Annotated in this window: 20 protein-coding genes and 3 tRNA genes; 14 read left to right on the plus strand and 9 right to left on the minus strand. The window is 73.0% G+C overall.

Going from position 1 to position 25,069, the window contains the following annotated elements; translation table 11 throughout:
* The first annotated feature begins 62 nt into the window (after positions 1–62).
* Together ACFYXK_RS03140 and ACFYXK_RS03145 are read left to right on the plus strand one after the other, a co-directional pair.
* Positions 63–812 (plus strand): LysE family transporter, encoded by a 750-nt coding sequence (locus ACFYXK_RS03140; protein ID WP_389409564.1) that lies wholly within the window; start codon positions 63–65, stop codon positions 810–812.
* 70 nt (positions 813–882) lie between these two features.
* Entirely contained in the window at positions 883–2,238 is a 1,356-nt protein-coding gene (locus tag ACFYXK_RS03145; RefSeq protein WP_389409565.1) for a carboxyl transferase domain-containing protein, read from the plus strand.
* 62 nt (positions 2,239–2,300) lie between these two features.
* Here ACFYXK_RS03145 and ACFYXK_RS03150 read toward each other — a convergent pair whose 3' ends face one another.
* On the minus strand, positions 2,301–3,125 hold the full coding sequence (locus ACFYXK_RS03150) for an AraC family transcriptional regulator (RefSeq protein WP_389409566.1): 825 nt from the start codon (positions 3,123–3,125) through the stop codon (positions 2,301–2,303).
* 48 nt (positions 3,126–3,173) lie between these two features.
* Between ACFYXK_RS03150 and ACFYXK_RS03155 the strand changes: the two genes are divergently transcribed.
* Positions 3,174–3,545, plus strand: coding sequence for a cupin domain-containing protein (locus ACFYXK_RS03155; protein ID WP_389409567.1), 372 nt, complete (start codon positions 3,174–3,176; stop codon positions 3,543–3,545).
* A 23-nt stretch (positions 3,546–3,568) separates the two neighbouring features.
* On the opposite strand, the gene ACFYXK_RS03160 is transcribed toward ACFYXK_RS03155, so the two are convergent.
* The gene (locus ACFYXK_RS03160; RefSeq protein WP_389409568.1) at positions 3,569–4,843 is read right to left on the minus strand and encodes an MFS transporter; all 1,275 of its coding nucleotides are present in this window, start codon (positions 4,841–4,843) and stop codon (positions 3,569–3,571) included.
* Positions 4,844–5,077: 234 nt separating this feature from the next.
* Between ACFYXK_RS03160 and ACFYXK_RS03165 the strand changes: the two genes are divergently transcribed.
* Positions 5,078–6,244: a glutamate--cysteine ligase gene (locus tag ACFYXK_RS03165; RefSeq protein ID WP_383515825.1), complete on the plus strand. Its 1,167-nt coding sequence runs from the start codon at positions 5,078–5,080 to the stop codon at positions 6,242–6,244.
* Between the two features lie 82 nt (positions 6,245–6,326).
* Here ACFYXK_RS03165 and ACFYXK_RS03170 read toward each other — a convergent pair.
* The 3 genes from ACFYXK_RS03170 to ACFYXK_RS03180 all read right to left on the minus strand — a co-directional run bounded on the left by ACFYXK_RS03170 (position 6,327) and on the right by ACFYXK_RS03180 (position 6,735).
* Positions 6,327–6,400, minus strand: a tRNA-Ile gene (locus ACFYXK_RS03170).
* A 184-nt stretch (positions 6,401–6,584) separates the two neighbouring features.
* Positions 6,585–6,657, minus strand: a tRNA-Asn gene (locus tag ACFYXK_RS03175).
* A 5-nt stretch (positions 6,658–6,662) separates the two neighbouring features.
* A tRNA-Asn gene (locus ACFYXK_RS03180) sits at positions 6,663–6,735 on the minus strand.
* Positions 6,736–6,880: 145 nt separating this feature from the next.
* Here ACFYXK_RS03180 and ACFYXK_RS03185 point away from each other — a divergent pair.
* The 4 genes from ACFYXK_RS03185 to ACFYXK_RS03200 all read left to right on the plus strand — a co-directional run bounded on the left by ACFYXK_RS03185 (position 6,881) and on the right by ACFYXK_RS03200 (position 12,563).
* Complete coding sequence (locus ACFYXK_RS03185; RefSeq protein WP_389409569.1) at positions 6,881–7,183, plus strand: YtxH domain-containing protein; 303 nt, start codon at positions 6,881–6,883, stop codon at positions 7,181–7,183.
* 83 nt (positions 7,184–7,266) lie between these two features.
* Complete coding sequence (locus tag ACFYXK_RS03190; RefSeq protein WP_389409570.1) at positions 7,267–8,721, plus strand: FGGY family carbohydrate kinase; 1,455 nt, start codon at positions 7,267–7,269, stop codon at positions 8,719–8,721.
* Positions 8,722–8,910: 189 nt separating this feature from the next.
* Positions 8,911–10,644 carry an ABC transporter ATP-binding protein gene (locus tag ACFYXK_RS03195; RefSeq protein ID WP_389409571.1) on the plus strand — a complete coding sequence of 578 codons (1,734 nt, stop codon included), beginning with the start codon at positions 8,911–8,913 and terminating at the stop codon, positions 10,642–10,644.
* A complete protein-coding gene (locus tag ACFYXK_RS03200; RefSeq protein WP_389409572.1) occupies positions 10,641–12,563 on the plus strand; it encodes an ABC transporter ATP-binding protein in 1,923 nt (640 codons plus the stop codon). Before ACFYXK_RS03195 ends, ACFYXK_RS03200 begins: the two co-directional genes overlap by 4 nt.
* A 61-nt stretch (positions 12,564–12,624) precedes the next feature.
* Here ACFYXK_RS03200 and ACFYXK_RS03205 read toward each other — a convergent pair whose 3' ends face one another.
* Positions 12,625–13,710, minus strand: a complete 1,086-nt coding sequence (locus ACFYXK_RS03205; protein WP_383515820.1) for an RNA polymerase sigma factor — start codon at positions 13,708–13,710, stop codon at positions 12,625–12,627.
* Between the two features lie 174 nt (positions 13,711–13,884).
* Here ACFYXK_RS03205 and ACFYXK_RS03210 point away from each other — a divergent pair, with 174 nt between their 5' ends.
* Complete coding sequence (locus ACFYXK_RS03210) at positions 13,885–14,499, plus strand: hypothetical protein (RefSeq protein ID WP_389409573.1); 615 nt, start codon at positions 13,885–13,887, stop codon at positions 14,497–14,499.
* Positions 14,496–15,503: a nucleotidyl transferase AbiEii/AbiGii toxin family protein gene (locus tag ACFYXK_RS03215; RefSeq protein WP_389409574.1), complete on the plus strand. Its 1,008-nt coding sequence runs from the start codon at positions 14,496–14,498 to the stop codon at positions 15,501–15,503. Before ACFYXK_RS03210 ends, ACFYXK_RS03215 begins: the two co-directional genes overlap by 4 nt.
* Here ACFYXK_RS03215 and ACFYXK_RS03220 read toward each other — a convergent pair.
* The 3 genes from ACFYXK_RS03220 to ACFYXK_RS03230 all read right to left on the minus strand — a co-directional run bounded on the left by ACFYXK_RS03220 (position 15,469) and on the right by ACFYXK_RS03230 (position 19,227).
* Positions 15,469–17,547 carry a molybdopterin oxidoreductase family protein gene (locus ACFYXK_RS03220; protein ID WP_389409575.1) on the minus strand — a complete coding sequence of 693 codons (2,079 nt, stop codon included), beginning with the start codon at positions 17,545–17,547 and terminating at the stop codon, positions 15,469–15,471. The genes ACFYXK_RS03215 and ACFYXK_RS03220 overlap by 35 nt on opposite strands.
* 148 nt (positions 17,548–17,695) lie before the next feature.
* Complete coding sequence (locus tag ACFYXK_RS03225; protein WP_389409576.1) at positions 17,696–18,520, minus strand: SDR family oxidoreductase; 825 nt, start codon at positions 18,518–18,520, stop codon at positions 17,696–17,698.
* Between the two features lie 17 nt (positions 18,521–18,537).
* Complete coding sequence (locus ACFYXK_RS03230) at positions 18,538–19,227, minus strand: vancomycin high temperature exclusion protein (protein WP_389409577.1); 690 nt, start codon at positions 19,225–19,227, stop codon at positions 18,538–18,540.
* A gap of 291 nt (positions 19,228–19,518) precedes the next feature.
* Here ACFYXK_RS03230 and ACFYXK_RS03235 point away from each other — a divergent pair, with 291 nt between their 5' ends.
* From ACFYXK_RS03235 to dnaG, 4 genes are all read left to right on the plus strand, one after another.
* Entirely contained in the window at positions 19,519–20,304 is a 786-nt protein-coding gene (locus tag ACFYXK_RS03235) for a sirohydrochlorin chelatase (protein WP_389409578.1), read from the plus strand.
* A 65-nt stretch (positions 20,305–20,369) separates the two neighbouring features.
* Entirely contained in the window at positions 20,370–21,710 is a 1,341-nt protein-coding gene (locus ACFYXK_RS03240; protein WP_389409579.1) for a deoxyguanosinetriphosphate triphosphohydrolase, read from the plus strand.
* 93 nt (positions 21,711–21,803) lie between these two features.
* Complete coding sequence (locus ACFYXK_RS03245) at positions 21,804–23,069, plus strand: NAD(P)/FAD-dependent oxidoreductase (protein WP_389409580.1); 1,266 nt, start codon at positions 21,804–21,806, stop codon at positions 23,067–23,069.
* A gap of 77 nt (positions 23,070–23,146) precedes the next feature.
* Positions 23,147–25,063 carry a DNA primase gene (gene dnaG / locus ACFYXK_RS03250; RefSeq protein ID WP_389409581.1) on the plus strand — a complete coding sequence of 639 codons (1,917 nt, stop codon included), beginning with the start codon at positions 23,147–23,149 and terminating at the stop codon, positions 25,061–25,063.
* Positions 25,064–25,069 lie beyond the last annotated feature (6 nt).

Consider the following 25,069-nt stretch of genomic DNA (forward strand, 5'->3'; position numbering starts at 1 on the left):
CTCGCAGTCCGGGCCGATATACGCCGCTGCGCGGAGGCCCCCACCCCTCACCCTCCCGTTCCATGAGCGAAATCCTCTCCCCCGCCTTGTCGGGTGCGGTCGCGGGCCTGGGCGTGGCGATGCCGATGGGTGCGATGAGCGTGCTGCTGCTCCAGGAGGCGATGCGGAGCCGCCGCACGGCGATGGCCGCGGCGGCGGGCATCGCCGTGGTCGACCTCGCCTACGCGGCCCTGGCCACTGCGCTGGGCCCCTGGGTGGCCTCCCACGTCACCCCGGTCGAGGCCTGGATCCGCCTGGCCTCGGCGGCGATCCTCCTCGCGATCGCGGCCCACGGCCTTCGCAACTCCGCGGCGTCCACCCCACCGCCGCTCGGCGCACAGGACCCGGGGCACGCCCCCGTCCCGCCGCCGCTCGGCGCACAGGCCCCGGGGCGCAGTCCCGGTCCATCGGCCCCGGCGGCGCTCCGGGCGCCGGGGCCTGGGACCGGGGTCGAGCCGCGGGCCGGGGGCGGAGCCGTCACGGCGTTCGGGCGGTTCGTCGGGCTCACCGCCGTCAATCCCACCACCGCCCTCTACTTCGCCGCCCTCACCACCGCCCAGGCCGCCACCCTCACCACCCCCACCACCGCCGCCGTGTTCCTCGCTGGCGTCGCCGCCGCCTCGCTCCTCTGGCAGCAGACCCTCGTCGCCCTCGGCGCCTTCGCCGGCCGCAAGGTCTCCCCCGCCGCGCGCACCTGGACCTTCCGCCTCGGCTACGGCCTCGTCGTGGCCTACGCCCTGAAGATCGCCCTCCCCCTCCCCCACCTGACATGACCGTCCCTGCCCGCCGCCCCCGCCCCGCGCGACCCGCGCCCGCCCGACCGTCACCCCCTAGGGTGATTCCGTGACGACGACCCGCCTCTCGGCCCGCGCAGCCATCGCCTCCGTGACCGACCCCGGCAGCTTCGCCGAACTCCCCGCCCCGCAACGGGAATCGGCCCCCGACGGCCCCCTCACCTGGGCCGGCTACGACGACTCCCGCGCCCGCGCCGCCGCACGGACGGGCGAAGAGGAGTCCGTCGTCACCGGGACCGCCCTCGTCGGGGGCCGCCAAGCCGCCCTGATCTCCTTCGAGTTCGGCTTCCTCGGCGGTTCCCTCGGCGAACGCACCGGAGACCGGCTCGAAGCCGCCTACACGTACGCCCGCGAACACCGCCTCCCCCTCGTGTCCCTGATCGCCACCGGCGGCTCCCGGATGCAGGAGGGCATGCTGGCGCTGACCCAACTCCAGCGCGTGGCACGCCAGTCCGTCCTGACCCGCGCCGCCGGACTCCCGCAGATCGCCGTCCTGCGCGATCCCACCACCGGCGGCGGCTGGGCCACGCTCGGCGCCGGGGCGGACGTCGTGCTGGCGCTTGCGGGTGCGCAGGTCGGCTTCGCGGGCTCCCGGGTCCGGCCGGCGGACGCGGACCCGGCGGCGTACACCGCCGAGGGCCAGTACGCCGCCGGGCACGTCGACGCCGTGGTCCCCGCCGACGGGCTGCCCGCGACCCTGGCCGACTGGCTCCGCGTGCTGGCCGCGCCCCGCTCCGCCGAACCGGTCGAGCCGCCGGCGGCGCTGTCGGACGTACCGCCCCCGGCCACCGGCTGGGACGCCGTACGGCAGGCCCGCCACCCGGACCGGCCGCGCGCCGAGGCCCACCTGGACGCGTACTTCGCGCTCCGCCTGCCCCTCTCGGGGGACCGGGCGGGCGGCACCGACCCGGGGATGCTGTGCGGATTCGGGCTGCGGGAGGGGCGGGCCGTCGCGTACGCCGCCCAGTGCGGCACCGCGACCCGCCCGGCGGGCTACCGTACGGCGGCCCGCGTGATCCGCCTCGCGGACCGTCTCGGCGTCCCCGTACTCACCCTGGTGGACACCCCCGGCGCGGCCAACGACGCCGCGGCGGAACGCGCGGGCGCCGGAGCGGCCATCGCGGACACCTTCGCGGCGGTCGCTGCGGCCGGGGTCCCGGTGACCACCCTCCTGATCGGCGAGGGGGGCTCGGGCGGCGCCCTGGCACTGGCCGCGCCGGGGAACACGTGGGTCACCCCGGACAGCTACTTCTCGGTGATCGCCCCCGAACTGGCGGCGGCGATCCTCAAGCGTCCCCCGTCCGAGGCGCCGGCCACGGCGGACCAGCTCCGCATCCGCCCCCAGGACCTGGTCGCCCTCGGCGTCGCCCGCGGAGTGGTCGGGCCCGTGGCCGACCCCTCCTGAAGGGGCCCTTCCCCGGCCCCGCGTCGTCAGGGGCACCGGTCATGACGTCCGCCGGCTCCCGTTCACATCCGCCCGGATCGCGCGAACCGTGCCGGACTGGTCCCCACGTACCGCCCGAAGTGCCGTGTCAGATGCGCCTGGTCGTAGAACCCGGCGGCCGTGGCCGCCGCGGCCGGACGCATCCCGGCCAGCAGCAGCCGGCGCGCCCGGGCCACCCGCCGCCCGGTCAGGTACGCGTGCGGCGGCAGCCCGTACGCCTTCCGGAAGCTGCGGATCAGGTGCGTGGGATGTACGTGTCCCAGCACCGCCGACGCCTCCTCCAGGGTGATCCCCTCGACCACCCGCGCGTCGAGCAGTTCGCGCAGCCGTACGGCGAGCCCCGCGTCCGGCGCACCGCCGGGGGCGGCCTCCCGGCCCGCCAGCCGCATCCGCAGCCGCTCCCCGACGAACGCCAGCCGCGATTGCGCCTCGAAGACCTCGGCCGGCGACTGCCGCGAGCCCAGCGCGAGGTGCAGCCCGTGGACGCGCTCCAGCAGCGCGCGGTCGAACAGCAGCGGCGTGTCGACGGCGGCGCCGGCCAGGTGCTCCGGGAGGACGGAGGTGTCGAGGTAGAGCACCCGCTTGCGGAATCCGGCCTCGGTGACGGTCCGTCCGTCGTGTACGACGCCGGGCGGCAGCAGGACCACCGCGTCCGAGACCCCGACGCCGTGCCGCTCCCGCTCGAGCGCGAAGTCGACGCGGCCGCCGTCCAGGATCATCAGCGCCCAGGTGTCGTGGACATGGGCCGGGTACGCGTGGTCGGTGAAACGGGCGTGGAAGACCTCGGCGATGCCGGCAACCGGCGGCTGCCAGGCGGAGACGGTGCTGCGCGGACGGATCGCGGCCATGCCAGGAACGTACAAGACGGCCCCCGCCCCCTGCGGCAGCCTCTCCTCATGACCACGCACCCGATGCACCCCGTGAACATCGCGCGGAAGCTGTCCGCGTTCGACGAGCAGTGGGCCCCGCGCCGCATCGCCCGGATCAACGACTACGAGGTCAAGGCCGCCAAGCTCCAGGGCGAGTTCGTGTGGCACACCCACGAGGACACCGACGAGCTGTTCCTCGTCGTCAGCGGGACCCTCACGATCCGCCTCCGCGACGGGGACGTGGTCGTCGGCCCCGGCGAGCTGTACGTCGTCCCGCGCGGTGTCGAGCACTGCCCGGCGGCGGACGAAGAGGTCTCGATCCTGCTGTTCGAGCCGGCCGGTACGGCCAATACGGGCGATGCGGGCGGCGAGCGCACCCGGGAGCCGGTCGACGCCTGAGCCGTCCCGGCACCCCACGTGCCTCAGGCCTGCGGCGACCTCGCGTCGTACCGGGCGAACCCGCGCCAGCGCAGCGCCAGCAGGAGCAGCACCAGCACGCACCCGAGCCCGCCGCCCGTGATCGCCACGGTCGGGGAGGTCCGGTCGGCGACGGTCCCGGCGAGGAAGTCCCCGAGCCGGGGCCCGCCCGCGACGACCACGATGAACACGCCCTGCAGACGGCCGCGCATCTCGTCCGGGGTCGCGGCCTGCATCATCGTGGACCGGAACACCATGGAGATGGTGTCGGCGCAGCCGGCCAGGGCCAGGAACAACAGCCCGAGCCACAGGTTCCGGGTGAGCCCGAAGACGGCGATGGCCAGCCCCCAGGCGGCCACGGAGATCAGGATCGCCAGCCCGTGCCGGCGGATGCGGCCCTGCCAGCCGGAGAACAGCCCGCCCAGCAGTGCCCCGACGGCCGGCGCGGCCACCAGCAGGCCGACGGTCTTGGCGTCGCCCCCGTACCAGAGCACGGCGATGGCCGGGAACAGCGCCTTCGGCTGGGCCAGCACCATGGCGGCCATGTCGGAGAAGAAGGTCATCCGGATGTTCGGCCGCGTCCCGAGGAAGCGCAGCCCGTCCAGTACCGAGGCCCGCCCCCGCTTGCCGCCCTCCCGCTCGGGCAGCATCGCCGGCAGCCGCCACACCGCGTAGAGGGCTGCGCAGAACGTGACGGCGTCGACCAGGTACGCGGCCTGGTAGCCCCACCAGCCGACGACGAGCCCGCCGAGCACCGGGCCGATCATCGTCCCGGAGGTCATCGTCACCGAGTTCAGCGCGTTGGCGGCGGGCAACTGCTCGGGCGGCAGCAGCCGCGGGATCATCGCGGATCGGGCGGGCCCGTTGAGGGCGCCGCAGACCGCCTGGAGCGCGACGACCGTGTACAGCAGCCAGACCCGGTGGTAGTCGAGCAGCGCGGCGCCGGCGAGCGCGATCGACAGGGCCGCCAGGCCGAGGGAGCTGTACAGGCCGAGCTTGCGCCGGTCCACGGTGTCGGCGATGGCCCCGCCGTAGAGCCCGAAGACGACGAGCGGGACGAGGGAGAAGAGTCCGACGAGCCCGACCGCGAAGCTGGACCGGGTGATGTCGTAGACCTGGAGCGAGATCGCGAGGGCGGTCATCGCCTGGCCCATCCAGGAGATGGTGCTGCCGACCCACAGCCGCCGGTAGTCCGGGGACGTGCGCAGTGGGGTCAGGTCCGCGAATATCCGTGTCGCGCGTCGGGTGGGGGTGGGCGTGGGGGTGCTCGTACCGGTCACAGCGGATGATAACCAGCGGGCGTTCGGCGGCCCCAGCCGTTAATCGGCCCGGAGCCCGCGCCCGGTCCGGTGCCCGCACGCGCACCAGTCGCCCCACCCGGATCCGCGGTCGCAGACCGGGCCGGTCCTTGCCGGTAACTCGCCACCGTCACAGGACATTTGACTGAATCGTCGTGCGCTCCTCGCCTCGTGTTCAGCTCATGATGAAAAGACTCGTATGTCCAGGGAGGCGTAGTGATCGAACCTGGCAACAGCACCACGAGCACCGGCAGCGCGGACAACGGCGTCCACGCGACCCCTCTCACCGCCCCGCTGACCGTCGGCGTCGAGGAGGAGTTCCTCCTCGTCGACGCCCGCACCTTCCGGGTGGTCCCGGCCGCCCCGCTCGTCCTGGCCACCGCCGCGGGCCTGCCCCACGAAGTGCACCCCGAGGGCACCCGCTACCAGGTGGAGATCTCCACCCCGGTCGCCGACTCGGCGCCCATGCTGCGCGAGGAGCTCGCCGTCCTGCGGCGCACCCTCGCCCGGGCGGCCCGCGCCCACGGCTGCCGGCTGCTGGCCGCGCCCTCGCCGGTCGTGGCCGTGGAAGGCCCGCTGCACCTGACCGACGACGAGCCGCGCCAGCGCGAGCAGCACCGCCGCTTCGGCGCGCTCACCGACACCCTCGTCAGCTGCGGCCGCCACATCCACATCGGCACCCTCGACGTGGACACGGCGGTGGCGGTCTCGAACCGGGTCAGACCATGGCTGCCCACGCTGATCGCGCTGGCCGCCAACTCGCCGTTCTGGGGCGGCCGTGACACCGGTCACGCCAGCTGGCGGGCGATGGCCTGGTCGGGCTGGCCCTCGGCGGGCCTGCCCCCGCACTTCACGTCCACGTCCCACTTCCGGCGCTCGGTGCAGACCCTGCTCGGCTCCGGGGCGGCCCTGGACACGAAGATGGTCTATTGGGACCTCCGCCCGTCCGGGCACTGGCCGACGCTCGAGATCCGGGCGCCCGACATGTCCCCGGACATCGACACGGCGATCCTCCAGGCCGAGCTGGTCCGCGCCCTGGTGGCGACCATCCTGCGGGACATCGCGGAGCAGCGTCCCGAACCGGCGCTGCGGGACGACGTACTGCGCCTCGCGCGCTGGCGGGCGGCCCACGACGGACTGGAGGGCTTCGGCCTCGACCCGTACACCGGGGCCGAACTCCCGGCGGCGGACCTTGCGGAGGCCCTGCTGGACCTGGTCGCCCCGGAACTGGCGGCCTCGGGCGAGCTCGACCACGCGGCCAAGACCCTGGGAGGCCTCCTGCGCGACGGCTCGGGCGCCCACCGCCAACGCGCGGCGTTCGCCCGCCGCCAGGACCTGAACGACGTACTGCGCCACTTGGCGGACGAGACGGAGAACTTCTAGCCCCGGCCGTCCCGGACGACCGGGACAGCCCCGGATACGCCAAAGCCGCAGGCGAGAACGTTTCTTCGCCTGCGGCTCGCAGTGGGGCGGGTGGGACTCGAACCCACGGCCGACGGATTATGAGTCCGCTGCTCTAACCGGCTGAGCTACCGCCCCTTCACGGCGTGGCGCGTACATGTGTGCGCGCCGTCTGCCGCAGCATAGCCGCTCATACGATCTCCTGCCTCGGATGCCTCGCATGATCGGCTTCGCCTGCTGAGGGAGACCGTTCTGAGGGCTGCCCGGTTCCAGGACCAGGGCAAAAAGAAAGAGGACCCGCACGAGGTCCTCTTCTTTCACGCTCCCCCGACTGGACTCGAACCAGTAACCTGCCGGTTAACAGCCGGCTGCTCTGCCAATTGAGCTACAGGGGACTGCGCTCCCCCGACTGGACTCGAACCAGTAACCTGCCGGTTAACAGCCGGCTGCTCTGCCAATTGAGCTACAGGGGATTGCTGCGGTGCGCCGAACAGCCCACCTCCGGCCTTGCCGGGGGGCGAGCGCCCGTTGCGAGTCATAGATTAGCGCAAGCAGGGGGGTGCTCCGCCAATCGGTATCGCCAGCAGGCCGGGCACCACACGACGAAGGGTGGCAGGCATGCGCTACAAGGTCACGTTCGTGGTCGGACTGGCCCTCGGGTACGTGCTCGGAACGCGCGCGGGGCGCGAGCGCTACGAGCAGATGAAGAAATCCGCGCGCGGGATCGCGCAGAACCCGGCGGTGCGCAATGCCGCCGAGACCGCCGGCCAGACGGGCCGCGAGTACGCCGGGAAGGCCTTCGCCGTCGTGAGCGACAAGGTCGGCAACGCGGTCCCCGCCTCCGTGGCCGGGCGGGTACGGGGTCTGCGCGACCGGGCCGGCGGCGGCTCCGAGGACGACTGGGGCACCAGCAACACCTGAGCCGGAAGGTTCCCCTGGAGCCGGCCTGGATCCGGCGCCTGCGGGCGGCGGATCCAAGCCCGGCGTGCGGCAGAATTCTCCGCATGGGGATAGTCGCCGGGCTGGACAGTTCTTCCGCCTTCACTCGCATCGTCGTCTGTGACACCGACACGGGTGCCGTGCTGCGCCAGGGGTACGCCCCCCATCCGCAGCCCGCGGGCGATCCCGAGAGCGTCCACCCCCACGAGACCGACCCGCAGGCCTGGCTGCTCTCCCTCGGCGAGGCCGCCGGCGGCGGGCTCCTCGAAGGGGTCCAGGCCATAGGGGTCTCCGCGCAGCAGCACGGACTGCTGCCCCTGGACCAGCAGGGCGCCCTGGTACGTCCGGCCCTGGTCGGCAACGACAAGCGCGGCCAGGTCGCCGCCGCCGACCTCATCGAAGCGCTCGGCGGCCGGCACGCCTGGGCCGAGGCCGTCGGGTCCGTCCCGCAGTCCGCGCAGCCCGTGGCGAAGCTGGCCTGGCTGGCCCGCGCCGAGCCCGAGGCGGCCCGGCGGGTGGCCGTGCTGATGTCCGCGCACGACTGGCTGGTCTGGCAGCTGCTGGGCCGGCCCGCCCGGCGGACCACCGACCGGGGCGGCGCCTCGGGCACCGGGTACTGGTCGGCGGCCACCGGCTCGTACCGTCCCGACCTGGTCGAGCTGGCGCTCGGGCACATGGCGCTGCTGCCCGAGGTGCTCGGGCCGGCCGAGGCCGCCGGGATGACCCCGGAGGGGCTGCTGATCTCCGCCGGCACCGGGGAGACCATGGCCGCCGCGCTCGGTCTGGGCCTCGGGCCCGGCGACGCAGTGGTCTCGCTGGGCGCCTCCGGCTCGGTGATGGCCGTGCACCACGAGGCGCTGTCGGAGCCGGGCGGGCTGATCACCTCGCTGGCCGACGCCAGCGGCATGCACCTGCCGGTGGTGAACACCTCCAATGCCGTACGGGCCCTGCGCGGCACCGCCGAGCTGCTGGGCACCGATCTCGAGGGGCTGTCCGCGCTCGCACTGAAGTCGACGCCGGGCGCGCACGGCCTGGTGCTCCTCCCGTACCTGGAGGGTGAGCGCACACCGAACCTGCCGCACACCGCCGGGACCCTGTCCGGGCTGCGGCGCGACTCGATGAAGCCGGAGCACCTGGCCCGGGCCGCGTTCGAGGGCATGCTGTGCGGGCTGGTGGACGCGCTCGACGTGCTGCGTCTGCGCGGGGTCGAGATCCGCCGGGTGTTCCTGCTGGGCGCGGCGGCCGAGCTGCCCGCCGTACAGGCCGCGGCGCCGGGGCTGTTCGGCACGCAGATCGTCGTGCCGGCGCCCGCCGACTACGCGGCGCTGGGTGCGGCGCGCCAGGCGGCCTGGGCGCTCGGGGTGCAGCAGGGCACGCTGGCCCCGCACACCCCGCCGGTGTGGCCGGGCCCGGCGGCGCAGGTCTTCGAGCCGGGCGAGGAGTTCCCGGCCTGGCAGGCGGTGCGCCAGCAGTACATCGCGACGCGGGAGCAGATCCACCCCGGGGCGTTCCAGGGCTAGGGGGTGTCGGCCCTTTTCCGTCCAGGGGCAGGGCCCTTCCTCCTCTCGGGCGCAGGACCTACTGCCGTCGCAGTAGGCCCCGCGGCCGGTCTACTCCTTTTGACCTGCCTTTGCGAAAAGCGGTGGGGATCGAAGCCGGGGTGGCCGAAGATGGGGTGAACCCCACGAACTGCCGACCGGAGCCTGCGCGTGCTCATACGACTTCTGCGGACCCATCTGAGTCCGTACCGGAAACCGATCGCCCTCCTGGTCCTGCTGCAACTCCTGCAGACCAGCGCGAGCCTCTACCTCCCCACGCTGAACGCGGACATCATCGACAACGGTGTCGTCAGCGGTGACACCGGCTACATCCTGCGCTTCGGCGCCCTGATGCTCGGCGTCTCCCTCGTCCAGCTCGGGTGCAACATCGGCGCCGTCTACTTCGGCGCCCGTACCGCGGCCGCCGTCGGCCGCGACATCCGCGCCTCCGTCTTCGACCGGGTGCAGAGCTTCTCCGCGCGGGAGCTCGGCCAGTTCGGCGCGCCCTCGCTGATCACCCGTACGACCAACGACGTGCAGCAGATCCAGATGCTGGTGCTGATGACCTTCACGCTGATGGTCTCCGCGCCGATCATGTGCATCGGCGGCATCGCCATGGCGCTCTCGCTCGACGTGAAGCTGTCGGGCGTCCTGCTGGCCGTGGTCCCCGTCCTCGGCCTGTCGGTCGGCGCGATCGTGTTCAAGACGCGGCCGCTGTTCCGGAAGATGCAGGTCCGCCTGGACACCGTGAACCGGGTGCTGCGCGAGCAGATCACCGGCAACCGCGTCATCCGCGCGTTCGTCCGCGACGAGTACGAGAAGGACCGGTTCCGGGAGGCCAACGCGGACCTGACCGGGGTCTCCCTCGCAGCCGGCAAGCTGCTCGCGCTGATGTTCCCGACCGTGATCGTCGTCGTGAACATCTCCAGCGTCGCCGTCATCTGGTTCGGCGCGATGCGCATCGACAGCGGCGGCATGGAGATCGGCCAGCTGACGGCCTTCCTCGCCTACCTGATGCAGATCGTCATGTCCGTGATGATGGCCACCTTCATGTTCATGATGGTGCCGCGCGCCGAGGTCTGCGCCGAGCGCGTCCAGGAGGTCCTGGACACCGAGTCCAGCGTGGTCCCGCCCGTCGACCCCGTCCGAAAGCTCCTCGCCCGCGGACGGCTGGAGCTGCGCGGCGCCGACTTCCGCTACCCGGGCGCCGAGGCCCCGGTGCTGCGCGGGGTGGACCTGGTGGCCCGCCCCGGCGAGACCACGGCGGTGATCGGCTCCACCGGAAGCGGCAAGTCCACGCTGCTGGGCCTGGTGCCCCGGCTGTTCGACGCGACCGGCGGCCATGTGCTGGTCGACGGGGAGGACGTACGCCGCATCGAGCCGGAGCTGCTGGCCAAGACGGTGGGCATGGTCCCGCAGAAGCCGTACCTCTTCTCCGGAACCGTCGCCTCCAACCTGCGGTACGGGCGTCCCGACGCCACCGACGAGGAACTGTGGCACGCACTCGAGGTGGCGCAGGCCAAGGACTTCGTGTCCGCGCTGGAGGGCGGTCTGAACGCGCCCGTCACCCAGGGCGGAACGAACGTCTCCGGAGGCCAGCGCCAGCGCCTGGCCATCGCCCGCACGCTGGTGCAGAGCCCGGAGATCTACCTCTTCGACGACTCCTTCTCGGCCCTGGACTACGCGACGGACGCGGCGCTGCGCGCTGCGCTCGCCCGCGAGACCGAGGACGCGACGGTGGTCATCGTCGCGCAGCGGGTCTCCACCATCCGTGACGCCGACCGGATCATCGTGCTGGACGAGGGCCAGGTCGTGGGCGAGGGACGCCACCACGAGCTGATGGCCGACAACGAGACCTACCGGGAGATCGTGCTCTCCCAGCTGACGGAGGCGGAGGCCGCATGAGCGGGCCCGGAGGACGGATGATGATGGGGCCGGCCGAGCGGTCCCTGGATTTCAAGGGCTCGGGCAAACGGCTGCTGCGCCAGATCGCGCACGACCGGGCCAAGCTGTGGGGCATGGTCGCCGCCGTCGTCGGCAGCGTCGGCTGCTCGGTCATCGGCCCGAAGATCCTCGGTGAGGCCACCGACCTGGTGTTCGCGGGGATCGTCGGCCGGCAGATGCCGGCCGGGATCACCAAGCAGCAGGCCCTCGACGGGCTGCGCGCCAAGGGCGAGGGCGGCATGGCGGACATGCTGTCCGGCACCGACTTCACCCCCGGCGAGGGCATCGACTTCGGTGCCGTCGGGGTCGTGGCGATCTGGGCGCTGGTGGTCTTCACGCTCGCCGGCCTGCTGATGCTGGTGGCGACGCGGCTGTCGAACCACATCATGAACGGCACCGTGTACCGGATGCGCGAGGAACTGCAGGGGAAGCTGTCGCGGCTGCCGCTGTCGTACTTCGACCGGCAGAAGCGCGGTGAGGTGCTCAGCCGGGCCACCAACGACATCGACAACATCGGGCAGACGCTGCAGCAGACGATGGGGCAGCTGCTCAACTCGCTGCTGACGATCGTCGGCGTGCTGGCGATGATGCTCTGGATCTCTCCGCTGCTGGCGCTGGTCGCCCTGCTGACCATTCCGGTCTCGGTCTTCGTCGCGGCGAAGATCGGCAAGAAGTCGCAGCCCCAGTTCGTGGCGCAGTGGAAGTCCACGGGTGCGCTCAACGCGCACATCGAGGAGATGTACTCGGGTCACGCGCTGGTCAAGGTCTTCGGCCGGCAGAAGGAGTCCGCGGCCGTCTTCGCCGAGCAGAACGAGGCGCTGTACCGGGCCTCGTTCAAGGCGCAGCTGGTCAGCGGGATCATGCAGCCGGTGATGTTCTTCATCTCGAACATCAACTACGTGCTGGTGGCGGTCGTCGGCGGTCTGCGGGTGGCCTCGGGCAGCCTGTCGATCGGTGACGTGCAGGCCTTCATCCAGTACTCGCGCCAGTTCTCGATGCCGCTGACGCAGGTCGCGTCGATGGCGAACCTGGTGCAGTCCGGCGTCGCCTCGGCGGAGCGGGTGTACGAGCTGCTGGACGCGCAGGAGCAGGAGCCGGACGCCGAGGTGCCGGAGCGGCCGGAGCGGCTGCGCGGCCAGGTCACGCTCGACAAGGTGGCCTTCCGCTACGAGCCGGACAAGCCGCTGATCGAGAACCTGTCGCTGTCCGTCGAGCCCGGCCACACGGTCGCGATCGTCGGCCCGACGGGCGCCGGCAAGACCACGCTGGTCAATCTGCTGATGCGGTTCTACGAGGTCACGGGCGGGGAGATCGCCCTCGACGGCGTGGACATCGCGAAGATGACCCGCGAGGAACTGCGCAGCGGGATCGGCATGGTGCTCCAGGACACGTGGCTGTTCGGCGGCACGATCGCGGAGAACATCGCCTACGGTGCGGCGCGCGAGGTCACGCGCGCCGAGATCGAGGAGGCGGCGCGGGCCGCCCACGCGGACCGGTTCGTCCGCACCCTGCCGGACGGCTACGACACGGTGCTGGACGACGAGGGCGCGGGCGTCAGCGCGGGCGAGAAGCAGCTGATCACCATCGCCCGGGCGTTCCTGTCGGACCCGGTGATCCTGGTGCTCGACGAGGCGACGAGTTCGGTGGACACCCGTACCGAGGTGCTGATCCAGAAGGCGATGGCCCGCCTCGCGCACGGCCGTACGTCCTTCGTGATCGCGCACCGGCTGTCCACGATCCGCGATGCGGACGTGATCCTGGTGATGGAGAACGGCTCGATCGTGGAGCAGGGCACGCACGAGGAGCTGTTGGCGGCGGACGGCGCGTACGCGCGGCTGTACGCGGCGCAGTTCGCGCAGGCGGTGGCCGAGGTCGACTAGCGTCGGCGCATCGGCTTGGCGTGGGGGTGCCCTCTCGGCAGAGGGCACCCCTTCTCCGTACTCAGTCCAGGTAGCCGCGGAGCTGGTCGGCGAAGGCGTGGTCGCGCAGCTTGTTGAGCGTCTTGGACTCGATCTGCCGGATCCGCTCGCGCGTCACGCCGAAGATCCGCCCGATCTCCTCCAGGGTGCGGGGCCGGCCGTCGGCGAGGCCGTAGCGCAGCTGCACGACCTTGCGCTCGCGCTCGCCGAGGGTCGACAGCACGGCTTCCAGGTGCTCGCGGAGCAGGAAGAACGCGGCGGACTCCATGGGCGAGGCCGCGTCCCCGTCCTCGATCAGGTCGCCGAGGGCGACATCGTCCTCCTCGCCGACCGGTGCGTGGAGCGAGACCGGCTCCTGGGCGAGGCGCAGCACCTCGAGAACCCGCTCGGGGGTCAGCTCGAGGTGGACGGCGACCTCTTCGGCGGTGGGCTCGTACCCGCGTTCCTGGAGCATGCGGCGCTGTACGCGCACGACGCGGTTGATCAGCTCCACGACATGCACGGGCACGCGGATGGTGCGGGCCTGGTCGGCGAGGGCCCGCGACATGGCCTGCCGGATCCACCAGGTGGCGTAGGTGGAGAACTTGTACCCGCGGGCGTAGTCGAACTTCTCAACGGCCCGGATGAGCCCGAGGTTCCCCTCCTGCACGAGGTCGAGCATGGTGAGCCCGCGGCCCACGTAGCGCTTCGCGACGGAGACGACGAGCCGCAGGTTCGACTCGATGAGGCGCCTCTTGGCCATCCGCCCCATGACGACGAGCTTGTCGAGGTCGAGGGCGAGCCGCAGGTCGAGGTCGGGGGTGTTGCCGAGCTTCTCCTCGGCGAAGAGTCCGGCTTCGACGCGGCGCGCGAGCTCGACCTCCTCGGCTGCGGAGAGCAGCGGGATCCTGCCTATCTCGCGCAGGTACTGCCGGAACAGGTCGGCGGAAGGGCCCGCTCCGCCGCTGTCCGCGCGCCGGCGCTGTTCGGGCACCTGCTCGATCAGCTCCAGCACCTCGGGCTCTTCGGGCTCCTCGTCCACGGAGTCGACCTCGGGCTCTTCGCCCGCAGTGGCCTCGGTGTCATGGACGGGCGGGCTCACGTTGACGGTCAGGATCTGGGTCTGCACGGGGGCGACCTCCAGGGCTCCGAGGACGGGGGCACCGCACCTCAGTGTGGGGTACGACACATCGCTGCCACGAGGGGCGTGCGAGCACTTTCTGAGTCCGGCGCGTGACCGGATGGTTACCCCCCGCCGGGAATCCCGATGCGGATCGGACGCATGTCCGAGAAGATCGATGCCATGTCTGAGTACGAAACCCACGTGACGGTGCGCTGCCCGGACCCGGGGGAGCTGGCGCGGCTCGAAGCGTGGGCCGGGGGCCGGGGGTTGAAGGTGACGCACATCCTGCTGGCCCGCGGGCGGATGGTGTCGCAGCCGATGCTGACGCTGCGGGACCGCACGGGCCACGAGACCCTGGTGCCCCGGCTGCGGTCGGCGGGCTTCGACCCGGTGCGGGTGAAGGTGGAGACGGTTCCGTGGACCACGGACCGGCCGGGCCCCGGCGGCGGCTACTTCGAGCACCACCTGAAGCTGCTCCTGCCGGCGGACTTCGACCGCACGGCCCTGGAGTCCCTGGTCGTCCCGCACGGCGCCCACCTGTCCTGGAACGCCCGCAGGGCCTTGGCCGGGGGCGCGCACGAACGGTTCGTGACCCAGCGGTGGCGCGGCACGGCGGCGGGGGCGACGGCGGCCTGCGACGCGCTGGCCGCTGCGCTCGGCTCGGCGGGGTACGAAATCCGCTCGGAGGAGCGGGAGTTCGTGCTGTACGACAGTGACCTGTCGGTGGACGACGGCTGGATCGCGGAGGGGGCAGCGGCCATGAGCGGCGGGGTTGTGGGAGCGGGCGCCCGATGAGCACGTGGAGCGGCTTCGACTGGCAAGCCACTGAACTGCCCCGGGAGCCGCTGGAGGAGACCACCCGGGCCGAGCGGGAACTGCCGCGCACCCTGCGGCCGGTGGCGGGGGACGACGTACGCCAGCGCGCCCTCTTCGACCCCTCGCTGAAGCATTTCCGGCGGGCCTACCGGGCCGGTGACCCGGTCTTCGACGACCCCTCGCGAACCGCCGCATGGCTGGCGGCGCGGCGGGCGGCGCTGGACGCCGTACTTCTCGCGGTGTCGGAGTCGCAGTGGGGGTACTCGCTGGTGCTGCGCGGGAGCGTGCTGCTCGCCGACTGGTTCGGGGATGCGGCGCGGGAGCCCGGCGACCTGGACTTCGTGGTCGTACCGCGGAGCTGGAACATCGACGACGGGCGTACGGCACGGATGCTGGACGAGATCGCCGCCGGCGCGGCCGGCCGGGCCGGGATCAAGGACTCCGGAGCCGTCTGCGAGGACATCTGGACGTACGACCGGGTACCGGGGATGCGGATGGTGCTGCCCTGGCAGGTACCCGGGCTGCCGGCCGGGCACGTCCAGCTCGACTTCGTGTTCAACGAACGGCTTCCCGAGGAGCCCGAGCCGGTCGAGCTCGCCTGCGGGGCCCTGGTGTTGGCCGCCTCGCCCGCCTTGTCCCTGGCCTGGAAGCTGTTGTGGCTGGTGAGCGACGCCCACCCGCAGGGGAAGGACCTCTACGACGCCGTCCTGCTCGCCGAGCGGTACCCGCTGTCGTACGAGCTGCTGGACCAGGTGTTCCGGCTGGCGCCCGAGCAGCCGCTGCCGAACCCGGGGGTGACCGCGGCGGACATCGCCGCGTACGGGAACGTCGGCCATGAGTGGAACCACTTCACGGCCGAGTACCCGCAGCTCTCCGGCTCCGAACAGGACTACGCCCGGCGCCTGGTGGCGGCGCTGGTCCCGACCTTCGCGCAGGCTCCGCAGACGCCTAGGCCGGCTCGACGCGGACCGCGCAGACCTTGAACTCCGGCATCCGGGACACCGGGTCCAGTGCCGGGTTGGTCAGGGAGTTGGCGCGGCCCTCGCCCGGCCAGTGGAACGGCATGAAGACCGTGTCCGCGCGGATGGTGTCCGTGATGCGGGCCGGGGCCACGGCTCGGCCGCGGCGCGAGACGACCGCGAGCGGGGCGCCCTCGACCGCGCCGATGCGGGACGCGAGGCGCGGGTGGAGTTCCACGAAGGCCCCGGGGGCGGCCGCGTTGAGCTCGTCCACGCGGCGGGTCTGGGCGCCCGACTGGTACTGGGCGACCACGCGGCCGGTGGTGAGCAGGACCGGGTACTCGGCGTCCGGGATCTCGGCCGCGTCGCGGTGGGAGACGGGGACGAAGCGGGCCCGGCCGTCGTCGGTGGCGAACCGGTCGAGGAAGAGGCGGGGGGTGCCGGCGTGGGAGTCGTCCGGGCAGGGCCAGAAGACGCCCTGTTCGGCCTCGATGCGGGCGTAGGAGATGCCCGAGTAGTCCGCCGGGCCGCCGGCCGAGGCGCGGCGGAGCTCCTCGAAGACCTCTTCGGGGGCGGTGGGGAAGCCCTTCTCGATGCCGAGGCGGGCGGCCAGCCCGTGCAGGACCTCGAGGTCGGTGCGCACCCCCGGCGGCGGGGTCAGGGCGCGGCGGCGCAGCAGGACGCGGCCCTCCAGGTTGGTGGTGGTGCCGGTCTCCTCCGCCCACTGGGTGACGGGGAGGACCACGTCGGCGAGGGCCGCCGTCTCGGAGAGGACCACGTCCGCCACCGCCAGGAAGTCCAGGGAGCGGATGCGGTCCTCGACGTGGGCGGCGCGGGGGGCCGAGACCACCGGGTTGGAGCCCATGAGGAGGAGGGCCTTCACCTCCGTGCCGAGGGCGTCGAGGAGTTCGTACGCGCTGCGCCCGGGGGCCGGCAGGCTGTCGGGGTCGACGCCCCAGACCTCGGCCACGTGCGCCCGCGCCGCGGGGTCGGTGAGTTTGCGGTAGCCCGGGAGCTGGTCGGCCTTCTGGCCGTGCTCCCGGCCGCCCTGGCCGTTGCCCTGGCCGGTGAGGCAGCCGTACCCGGACAGCGGCCGGCCGGCGCGGCCGGTGGCCAGGCACAGGTTGATCCACGCGCCGACGGTGTCGGTGCCCTTGGACTGCTGCTCGGGCCCGCGGGCGGTCAGGACCATCGCGGAGGACGGCGCGCAGAACAGGGAGACCGCCTCGCGGAGTTTCGGGACGGGCACGCCGGTGATCCGCTCCACCAGCTCCGGCCAGTGCGCCATCGCCGCGGCCCGGGCCTCCTCCCAGCCGGTGGTGCGGCCGGCGATGAACTCCTCGTCGGTGCGGCCTTCGGCGACGACCAGGTGCAGCAGGCCCAGCGCGAGGGCGAGGTCGGTCCCGGGGCGGGGGGCGAGGTGCAGGTCCGCCTGCTCGGCGGTCCGGGTCCGGCGCGGGTCGATGACGATCAGGGTGCCGCCGTTCGCCTTGAGCTCGGTGAGGTAGCGCAGGGCGGGTGGCATGGTCTCGGCCAGGTTGGAGCCGACGAGGACGACGCAGCCGGTCCGCGGGATGTCCTCCAGGGGGAAGGGGAGTCCGCGGTCGAGCCCGAAGGCCCGCTGGTGGGCGGCTGCGGCCGAGGACATGCAGAAGCGGCCGTTGTAGTCGATCTGCGAGGTCCGCAGGGCGACCCGGGCGAACTTGCCGAGCGCGTAGGCCTTCTCGTTGGTGAGCCCGCCGCCGCCGAACACGCCGACGGCGTCGGGCCCGTGCGTACGGCCCGTGCGGGCGAGGCCCTCGGCGACGGTGTCGAGGGCCTCCTCCCAGGTGGCCGGCTCCAGCCGTCCGGCGTGGGTGCGGACGAGCGGCCCGGTCAGGCGCACCCGGGAGGAGAGCACGGCCGGGGCGGTGCGCCCCTTGCCGCACAGCGCACCCCGGTTCACGGGGAAATCCGCCCGCTCCTCCACCACGACGCTCGCGCCGCCCGGCTCAGGGCGGAGGTTCATCCCGCACTGCAGCGCGCAGTACGGGCAGTGCGTGGCGGTGGCGGAGTCCGGGGTGTGCATACGGCCCAGCCTGCGGCCGCGGTGTTACGCGGGCCGCCGCCTCCGGTTACACCTCCCGTACGGGCGCCTCAGCGGGCCCGCGGACGCCCGGTGAGGCCCGCCGGTCCGGGCGGCGTCCGGTCCCCGCGGCGTCCGGTGCGGCCCGGTGCTACCGGCCGGTGAGGGTCCGGACGGTCGGTCCGGCCGTCCAGCCGCCGTCCACCGCGAGTTCGGCGCCCGTCATGTACGCGGCGGCGTCGGACAGGAGGAAGGCGACCGCCGCGGCCGTCTCCTCCGGGGCTCCCACACGGCCCATCGGGGCGCCGGGGAAGTTGCCCTCGCCCGGCCGGATGCCGACCGGGGCGGTCATCGGGGTCAGCGTCATGCCCGGGTGCACCGAGTTGACGCGGATCCGCGCCTCGGCGAGCTCGACCGCGCCGATCTTCGACAGGCCGCGCACGCCCCACTTGGAGGCCCCGTACCCGGCGGTGAGCGCCAGGCCGGTGAGACCGGCCGCGGACGAGATGTTGACGACGGAGCCGCCGCCGTTCGCCCGCAGCAGCGGTATCGCGGTCTTGATGCCGATGAAGGTGCCGACCAGGTTGACCTCGACGACCCGGCGGAAGTGTTCGACGCTCTCGTGCTCCAGGAGCTGCCCGGTGGGTATGCCGGCATTGTTCACGAGCCCGTCGATCCGGCCGAACTCGGCCACCGCGTGGTCGAGGGCGGTCTGCCAGTCGGCCTCGCTCGTGACGTCGTGCCGCAGGAACCGCGCCGCGGCGCCCAGCTTCTCGGCCGTCTGCGCGCCCTCCGCCTCCAGCACGTCGGTGATCAGCACGCTGCCGCCGCCGTCCACGACGGCCTGCGCCGCCGCCGCGCCCAGCCCCCGGGCTCCCCCGGTGATGACGACGGCCTTGCCGCTCAGATCCACAACAGCCACGGTTCCACACCCCTGACAGCGAGACGGACACACGGGTATATGACTAATCGGCATAGACAGCCGACGGCGCGTCAGTGTGCCAGAGCGCCCAGGGCCCGCGACACCCCCGGTTCCTTCGGTCCCATGAAGCGCGGTTCCGGCTTGAAGGCCGCGTCCAGTGCCGCCTTGCCTGCCGCGAAGACCTCGCGCGTGCCGCCGTAGTACCAGGTCGAGTCGTGCTCGTCGTCGACCCCGACCCCGTACGACTCCACGCCCGCCGCATCGCACAGGGCGACGGCCCGGCGTATGTGGAAGCCCTGGCTGATCAGCACGGCCCGCTTCACCCCGAAGATCTCCTTGGCCCGGACGCAGGAGTCCCACGTGTCGAACCCGGCGTAGTCGCTGACGATCCGGTCGCCCGGCACCCCGTGGGCGGTCAGGTACGTGCGCATCGCGTCGGGCTCGTCGTACTCGGTGCGGCTGTTGTCCCCGGTGACGAGGACGACCTTGGCCTTGCCGGTGCGGTACAACTCGGCCGCCGCATCGAGCCGCCTGGCCAGGTACGGGGTCGGCCGCCCGTTCCACAGCCCCGCCCCGAACACCACCGCCACCTCGGTGGCCGGCGCATCGGCCGTGCTCCGCAGCCGGTCCGCGGCCACCGCATGCGTCCACGCCGACGGCAGCAGCGCCAGCACGAACGCGGCCGCCACCGCCTGGACGGCCCGCCGCCGCCCCGCCACCGTCCCCGTCCAGCCCGGCACCGGCTTGAGCTTGAGCTTCATGGTCGATCCCCCCGTTGCACCACACACCGTTCGCACACATTGACGATCTGCGCCCGGCCCCCAGTTCCCCCTCCCCCGCCTTTCACTCGGACGAACGAGCGGGTGAGCACCCGGAAAACACCCGTCACCCCCGCGCAATGCCCACGCAACCTCCGGCCCGCAGGATCGGTTCATGACGGAGCTGGTGCACCCTCCCGAGTCCCTGTCCCTCCCCTTTCCCCCCGCCACGGCCACGGAGCTGCTGACCCGGATCACCACCCAACTCGGCATGCAGCTCAGCGGACTGCGCCCATGGCACACCGCGGGGGACCGGTCCGACGGAGTCCGCCCATGCAGCCCACCCTCGTCGCCGTCGCCCACGGCAGCCGCGACCCCCGCGCCCTCCCCACCGTCCTGGCCCTCCTCGACCGGATCCGCGAGCTCCGCCCCCGTCTCGGCGTCCGGCTCGGACACGTCGAGCTGAACCGGCCGCTGCTCGGCGACACCCTCGCGGACAGCGCCGGCGCGGCCGTGCTCGTCCCGCTGCTCCTCGGCCGCGGCCACCACGTCAAGCGGGACCTCCCCGCGGCGGCCGCCCGCGCCGCCCACCTGGACACCCGCGTCGCCGCCCCGCTCGGCCCGCATCCGCTGCTGGTCGAGGCCCTGTACGACCGCCTCCTCGAGGCCGGCTGGGCCCCCGGTGCGAGTACCGCCGTCGTACTCGCCGCCGCCGGCTCCCGCGACCCCGACTCGGCGGCCGACACCCGCCGCACCGCCGCCCTGCTCTCCGAACGCCTCGGCGGCGCGGCCGTCGTACCGGCCTACGCCTCCGCCGCGGCCCCCACCGTCCCCGACGCGGTCCGCGCCCTCGCCGCCCGCGGCCACCACCGGATCGCGGTGGCCTCGTACTTCACCGCCCCCGGCCGCTTCGCCGCGCAGAGCGCCGCCGCCGCGCCCGGTCCGGCGGCGGCCCCGCTCGGCGACCACCCGGCCCTGGCCCGCCTCGTACTCCAGCGCTACGACGAGGCGCTGGCCCGGCAGCGGACCTCCCTGGCCTCCCCGGCTCCGCCGGCCGACCTGAAACTGGCCACCGCATAAGGACCCGGTTGACGCGGATTGCTCAGATTGGTCGCATTGTCGGTGCTTCCGGTTACCGTCTGAGCATGGAAGGCATGGAAGGCACCGCCAGCGCACCCGTCCGCCACCTCGACCCGAACGGCCCTTACGACGCTAGCGACACCGAGCGCTGGGCCGCCGAGCCCGACAAACGCCCCGGCCGGACCGCCTTCCAGCGCGACCGGGCCCGTGTCCTGCACTCCGCCGCGCTGCGCCGCCTCGCCGGCAAGACCCAGGTGGTCACCCCCGGCAGCCGCTCGTACGACTGGGACGCGAGCCCCCGCACCCGGCTGACGCACTCCCTGGAGTGCGCCCAGGTCGGGCGCGAGCTCGGCGCGGCACTCGGCTGCGATCCCGACCTCGTCGAGGCCGCCTGCCTCTCGCACGACATGGGCCACCCGCCCTTCGGGCACAACGGCGAGGAGGCGCTGAACGAGTTCGCCAAGGACTGCGGCGGCTTCGAGGGCAACGCCCAGTCGCTGCGCCTGCTGACGCGCCTGGAGCCGAAGCGTTTCGTGCCGGACCCGGGCGGCGGCGAGCCCGTCAGCGTCGGCCTCAACCTCACCCGGGCCTGCCTGGACGCCGCGACCAAGTACCCGTGGGCCCGCGGCGGCCACCCCACCGACCCCGACTCGGTCAAGTTCGGCGCGTACGACGACGACCTGCCGGTCTTCGAGTGGCTGCGGCGCGGCGCGCCCGCGGACCGCAAGTGCTTCGAGGCCCAGGTGATGGACTGGTCGGACGACGTCGCGTACTCCGTCCACGACTTCGAGGACGGCCTGCACGCCGGGCACCTCGACCCCAACCTGCTCTTCGCCGAACCCGAGCGCACCGCCATCTGGCGGGTCGCGATCGGCCGGTACGTGCCGGCCGACACCGAGCCGGAGGAGCTGCGCGAGGCCCTCGACCGGCTGATGGAGCAGGAGTGGTGGCCGCACGGGTACGACGGGTCGGCCGTCGCCCAGGCCCGCCTCAAGGACGCCACCAGCCAGCTGATCGGCCGGTTCTGCCTGGCCGCCGAGGGCGCCACCCGCGAGGCGTACGGCTCCGGCCGGCTGACCCGGTACGCGGCCGAGCTGGTCGTCCCGCGCGAGGCGCGCAACGAGTGCGCGGTCCTCAAGGCCGTCGCCGACCTGTACGTGATGCAGCGCGACGAGCAGGAGCGGCTGCGCGCCGACCAGCGCATCGTCCTGGCCGAACTCGCCGAGGCGCTCAGCGCCCGCGCACCCGAGGGGCTGGACCCGCAGTTCCGGGCGATCTTCGACACCGCGCCCGACGACAGGGCCCGCAAACGCGCGGTCATCGACCAGATCGCGGCGCTCACGGACGCCTCTGCGCGCTCCCTGCACGCCCGGCTCACACGGCGCGCGCGCCGGTCCGAAGGGTGAGCCGATCGGGCCACTCCCCCTTCACGCGGCAGGCTCAGTGCGGGACGCTCGCATGTGGTCGCATGTGGCGGAGAGGTTATGAGGAGGCATCAGGTGGTCGACGCACACCGGACATTCGTCATCGTCGGCGCAGGGCTTGCCGGAGCTAAGGCGGCCGAGACGCTGAGGTCCGAGGGGTTCACGGGGCGGGTGATCCTGATCGGCGACGAGCGCGACCATCCCTACGAACGGCCCCCGCTGTCCAAGGGGTACCTCCAGGGCAAGGAGGAGCGCGACAGCGTCTTCGTCCACGAGCCGTCCTGGTACGCCCGGGCCGACGTCGAGCTGCACCTCGGCCAGCCCGCGGTCCACCTGGACCGGGAGGCCAGGAAGGTGGTCCTCGGCGACGGCACGGCGCTGCACTACGACAAGCTGCTGCTGGCCACCGGCGCCGAGCCGCGCCGCCTCGACATCCCGGGCACGGGCCTGGCCGGGGTGCACCACCTGCGCCGGCTCGCCCACGCCGAGCGGCTGAAGGGCGTACTGGCCACCCTCGGCCGGGACAACGGCCATCTGCTGATCGCGGGAGCCGGCTGGATCGGCCTCGAGGTGGCCGCCGCGGCCCGCGGGTACGGGGCCGAGGTCACCGTGGTCGAGCCGCTGGCCACCCCGCTGCACGCGGTGCTCGGCCCGGAGATCGGCCGGCTCTTCGGGGACCTGCACGCGGAGCACGGGGTCCGCTTCCACTTCGGTGCGCGGCTCACCGAGATCGTCGGGCACGACGGCATGGTGCTCGCGGCCCGGACCGACGACGGGGAGGAGCACCCGGCGCACGCCGTGCTCGCGGCGATCGGGGCGGCGCCGCGGACCGCGCTCGCCGAGACGTCCGGGCTGGCCCTGGTCGACCGGCAGCACGGCGGCGGCATCGCCGTGGACGCCTCGCTGCGGACCAGCGACCCGGACGTGTTCGCCGTCGGGGACGTGGCCGCCGCGCACCACCCGCTGCTCGGGACCCGGCTGCGGGTCGAGCACTGGGCGAACGCGCTCAACGGCGGCCCCGCCGCGGCGCGGGCGATGCTGGGGCAGGAGGTGTCGTACGACCGGGTTCCGTACTTCTTCTCCGACCAGTACGACGTGGGCCTGGAGTACTCCGGGTACGCCCCGGTGGGCGGCTACGACCAGGTGCTGATCCGCGGCGACGTGGCCAAGCGGGAGTTCATCGCGTTCTGGCTGTCGGAAGGGCGGGTGCTGGCCGGAATGAACGTGAACGTATGGGATGTGACCGAGCACATCCAGGCCCTGATCCGGTCGAAGGCGCAGGTCAACCGCGAGGCGCTGGCGGACCCGTCGATTCCGCTCGACTCCCTGCTGGAGGGCTAGAGGGCATGCGGCCCTGACCCGCCGCACACCCCCCGGGGGGTGACGGGTTTGCCGGCGCCCGGCCGTAGACTTCACGGGTGGCAGGACGGATCAACGACGACGACGTGAAGGCGGTACGGGACGCGGTCCCGATCGACGCCGTGGTCTCCGACTACCTCCAGCTGCGCAACGCGGGCGGCGGCAACCTCAAGGGCCTCTGCCCCTTCCACGACGAGAAGTCCCCGTCCTTCCAGGTCAGCCCCAGCAAGGGTCTCTACCACTGCTTCGGCTGCCAGGCGGGCGGGGACACCCTCGACTTCATCATGAAGATCGACCACCTGTCGTTCTCGGAGGCGGTCGAGCGCCTCGCGGGGCAGGCCGGCATCACCCTGCGGTACGAGGAAGGCGGCTACACCGCCGGCACCAGCGGCCGCGGCGAGCGCATCCGGCTCGTCGAGGCGCACAAGGCGGCCGCCCAGTTCTACGTCGAGCAGCTGGGCAGCGCCGAGGCGGAGATCGGCCGCAGGTTCCTGGCGGAGCGCGGCTTCGACCAGGCCGCCGCCGAGCACTTCAGCGTCGGGTACAGCCCGGCCGGCTGGGACCACCTGACGCGCTTCCTGCGCGGCAAGGGCTTCAGCGACAAGGAGCTGATCACCTCCGGCCTGGCCCAGGACAGCCGCAGCGGCAAGCCCATCGACCGCTTCCGCGGCCGGCTGATGTGGCCGATCCGCGACATCAGCGGCGAGGTGGTCGGCTTCGGCGCGCGCAAACTGCGCGACGACGACAACGGGCCGAAGTACCTGAACACCCCCGAGACGGCGATCTACAAGAAGTCCCAGGTGCTGTACGGCATCGACCTGGCGAAGAAGGAGATCGCGAAGACCTCGCGGGCCGTGGTGGTCGAGGGCTACACGGACGTGATGGCCTGCCACATGGCCGGGGTCACCACCGCGATCGCGACCTGTGGCACCGCCTTCGGCGGCGACCACATCAAGATCCTGCGCCGCCTGCTGATGGACAACGCGACGGCCGAGGTGATCTTCACCTTCGACGGCGACGCGGCCGGCCAGAAGGCCGCGCTGCGCGCCTTCGAGGACGACCAGAAGTTCGCCGCCGAAACCTCCATCACCATCGCCCCCGGCGGCATGGACCCGTGCGACCTGCGCCTGGCGCACGGGGACACGGCGGTGTCCGGGCTCGTGGAGGCGCGGACCCCGCTGTTCGAGTTCGCGCTGCGGCACATCGTGGCCCGGCACAACCTGGAGAACCCGGCGGGCCGGGCGGCCGCGCTGGACGAGGCGGCCCCGGTCGTCGCCAACATCAAGAACATCGCGATCCAGCACGAGTCGGCGGTCCAGCTCGCGGGGATGCTGGGCATCCGGGACGAGCAGTTCGTGGTCAAGCGGGTCGCGCAGCTGGCGCGCTGGGCACGGGAGCGGGGCAACCAGCCCGGCGGGCAGCAGCAGGGCCGCGGCCGCTCCTCGCACGCTTCGTACGAGGCCGCGGCGGCGCCCTCCGCCCCGGCGGCGGGCGGACCGGCGCTGAACCTGCGCAGCCCGGCGCACCGCACCGAGCGCGAGCTGCTCAAGCTCGCGCTGCAGCGGCCGGCCCTGGTCTCGCCGGCCTTCGACGCGTACGGGGTGGACGAGTTCACCGCCCCGCCGTACGCGGCGGTCCGCGAGGCCATCCAGGCCGCGGGCGGCGCCTCCCTGGGCACCGACGACTATCTGGCCCGGGTCCGCGACGCCGCGCCGAACGACACGGTCCGCGCGCTCGTCACCGAGCTGGCGGTCGAGGCGATCCACGCCAAGACGGTGGACGAGGTGTACGCGGGGGTCCAGCTGGTCCAGGTCCGGCTGCGCGCGGTCGACCGCCGGGTCCACGAGATCCAGGGCACGATGTCGCGCCTGGGCCCCCAGGCCCCGCCGGAGCAACTGGCGGCGGTCCAGGAGGAGCTCTGGGTGCTCCAGCAGTACGGCCAGCGCCTGCGCAACCGCGGAGCCGAGGGGCTGTAGGTCTCC

Source organism: Streptomyces sp. NPDC002209, assembly GCF_042890265.1.
In the GTDB taxonomy this organism is placed as follows: Bacteria; Actinomycetota; Actinomycetes; order Streptomycetales; family Streptomycetaceae; genus Streptomyces.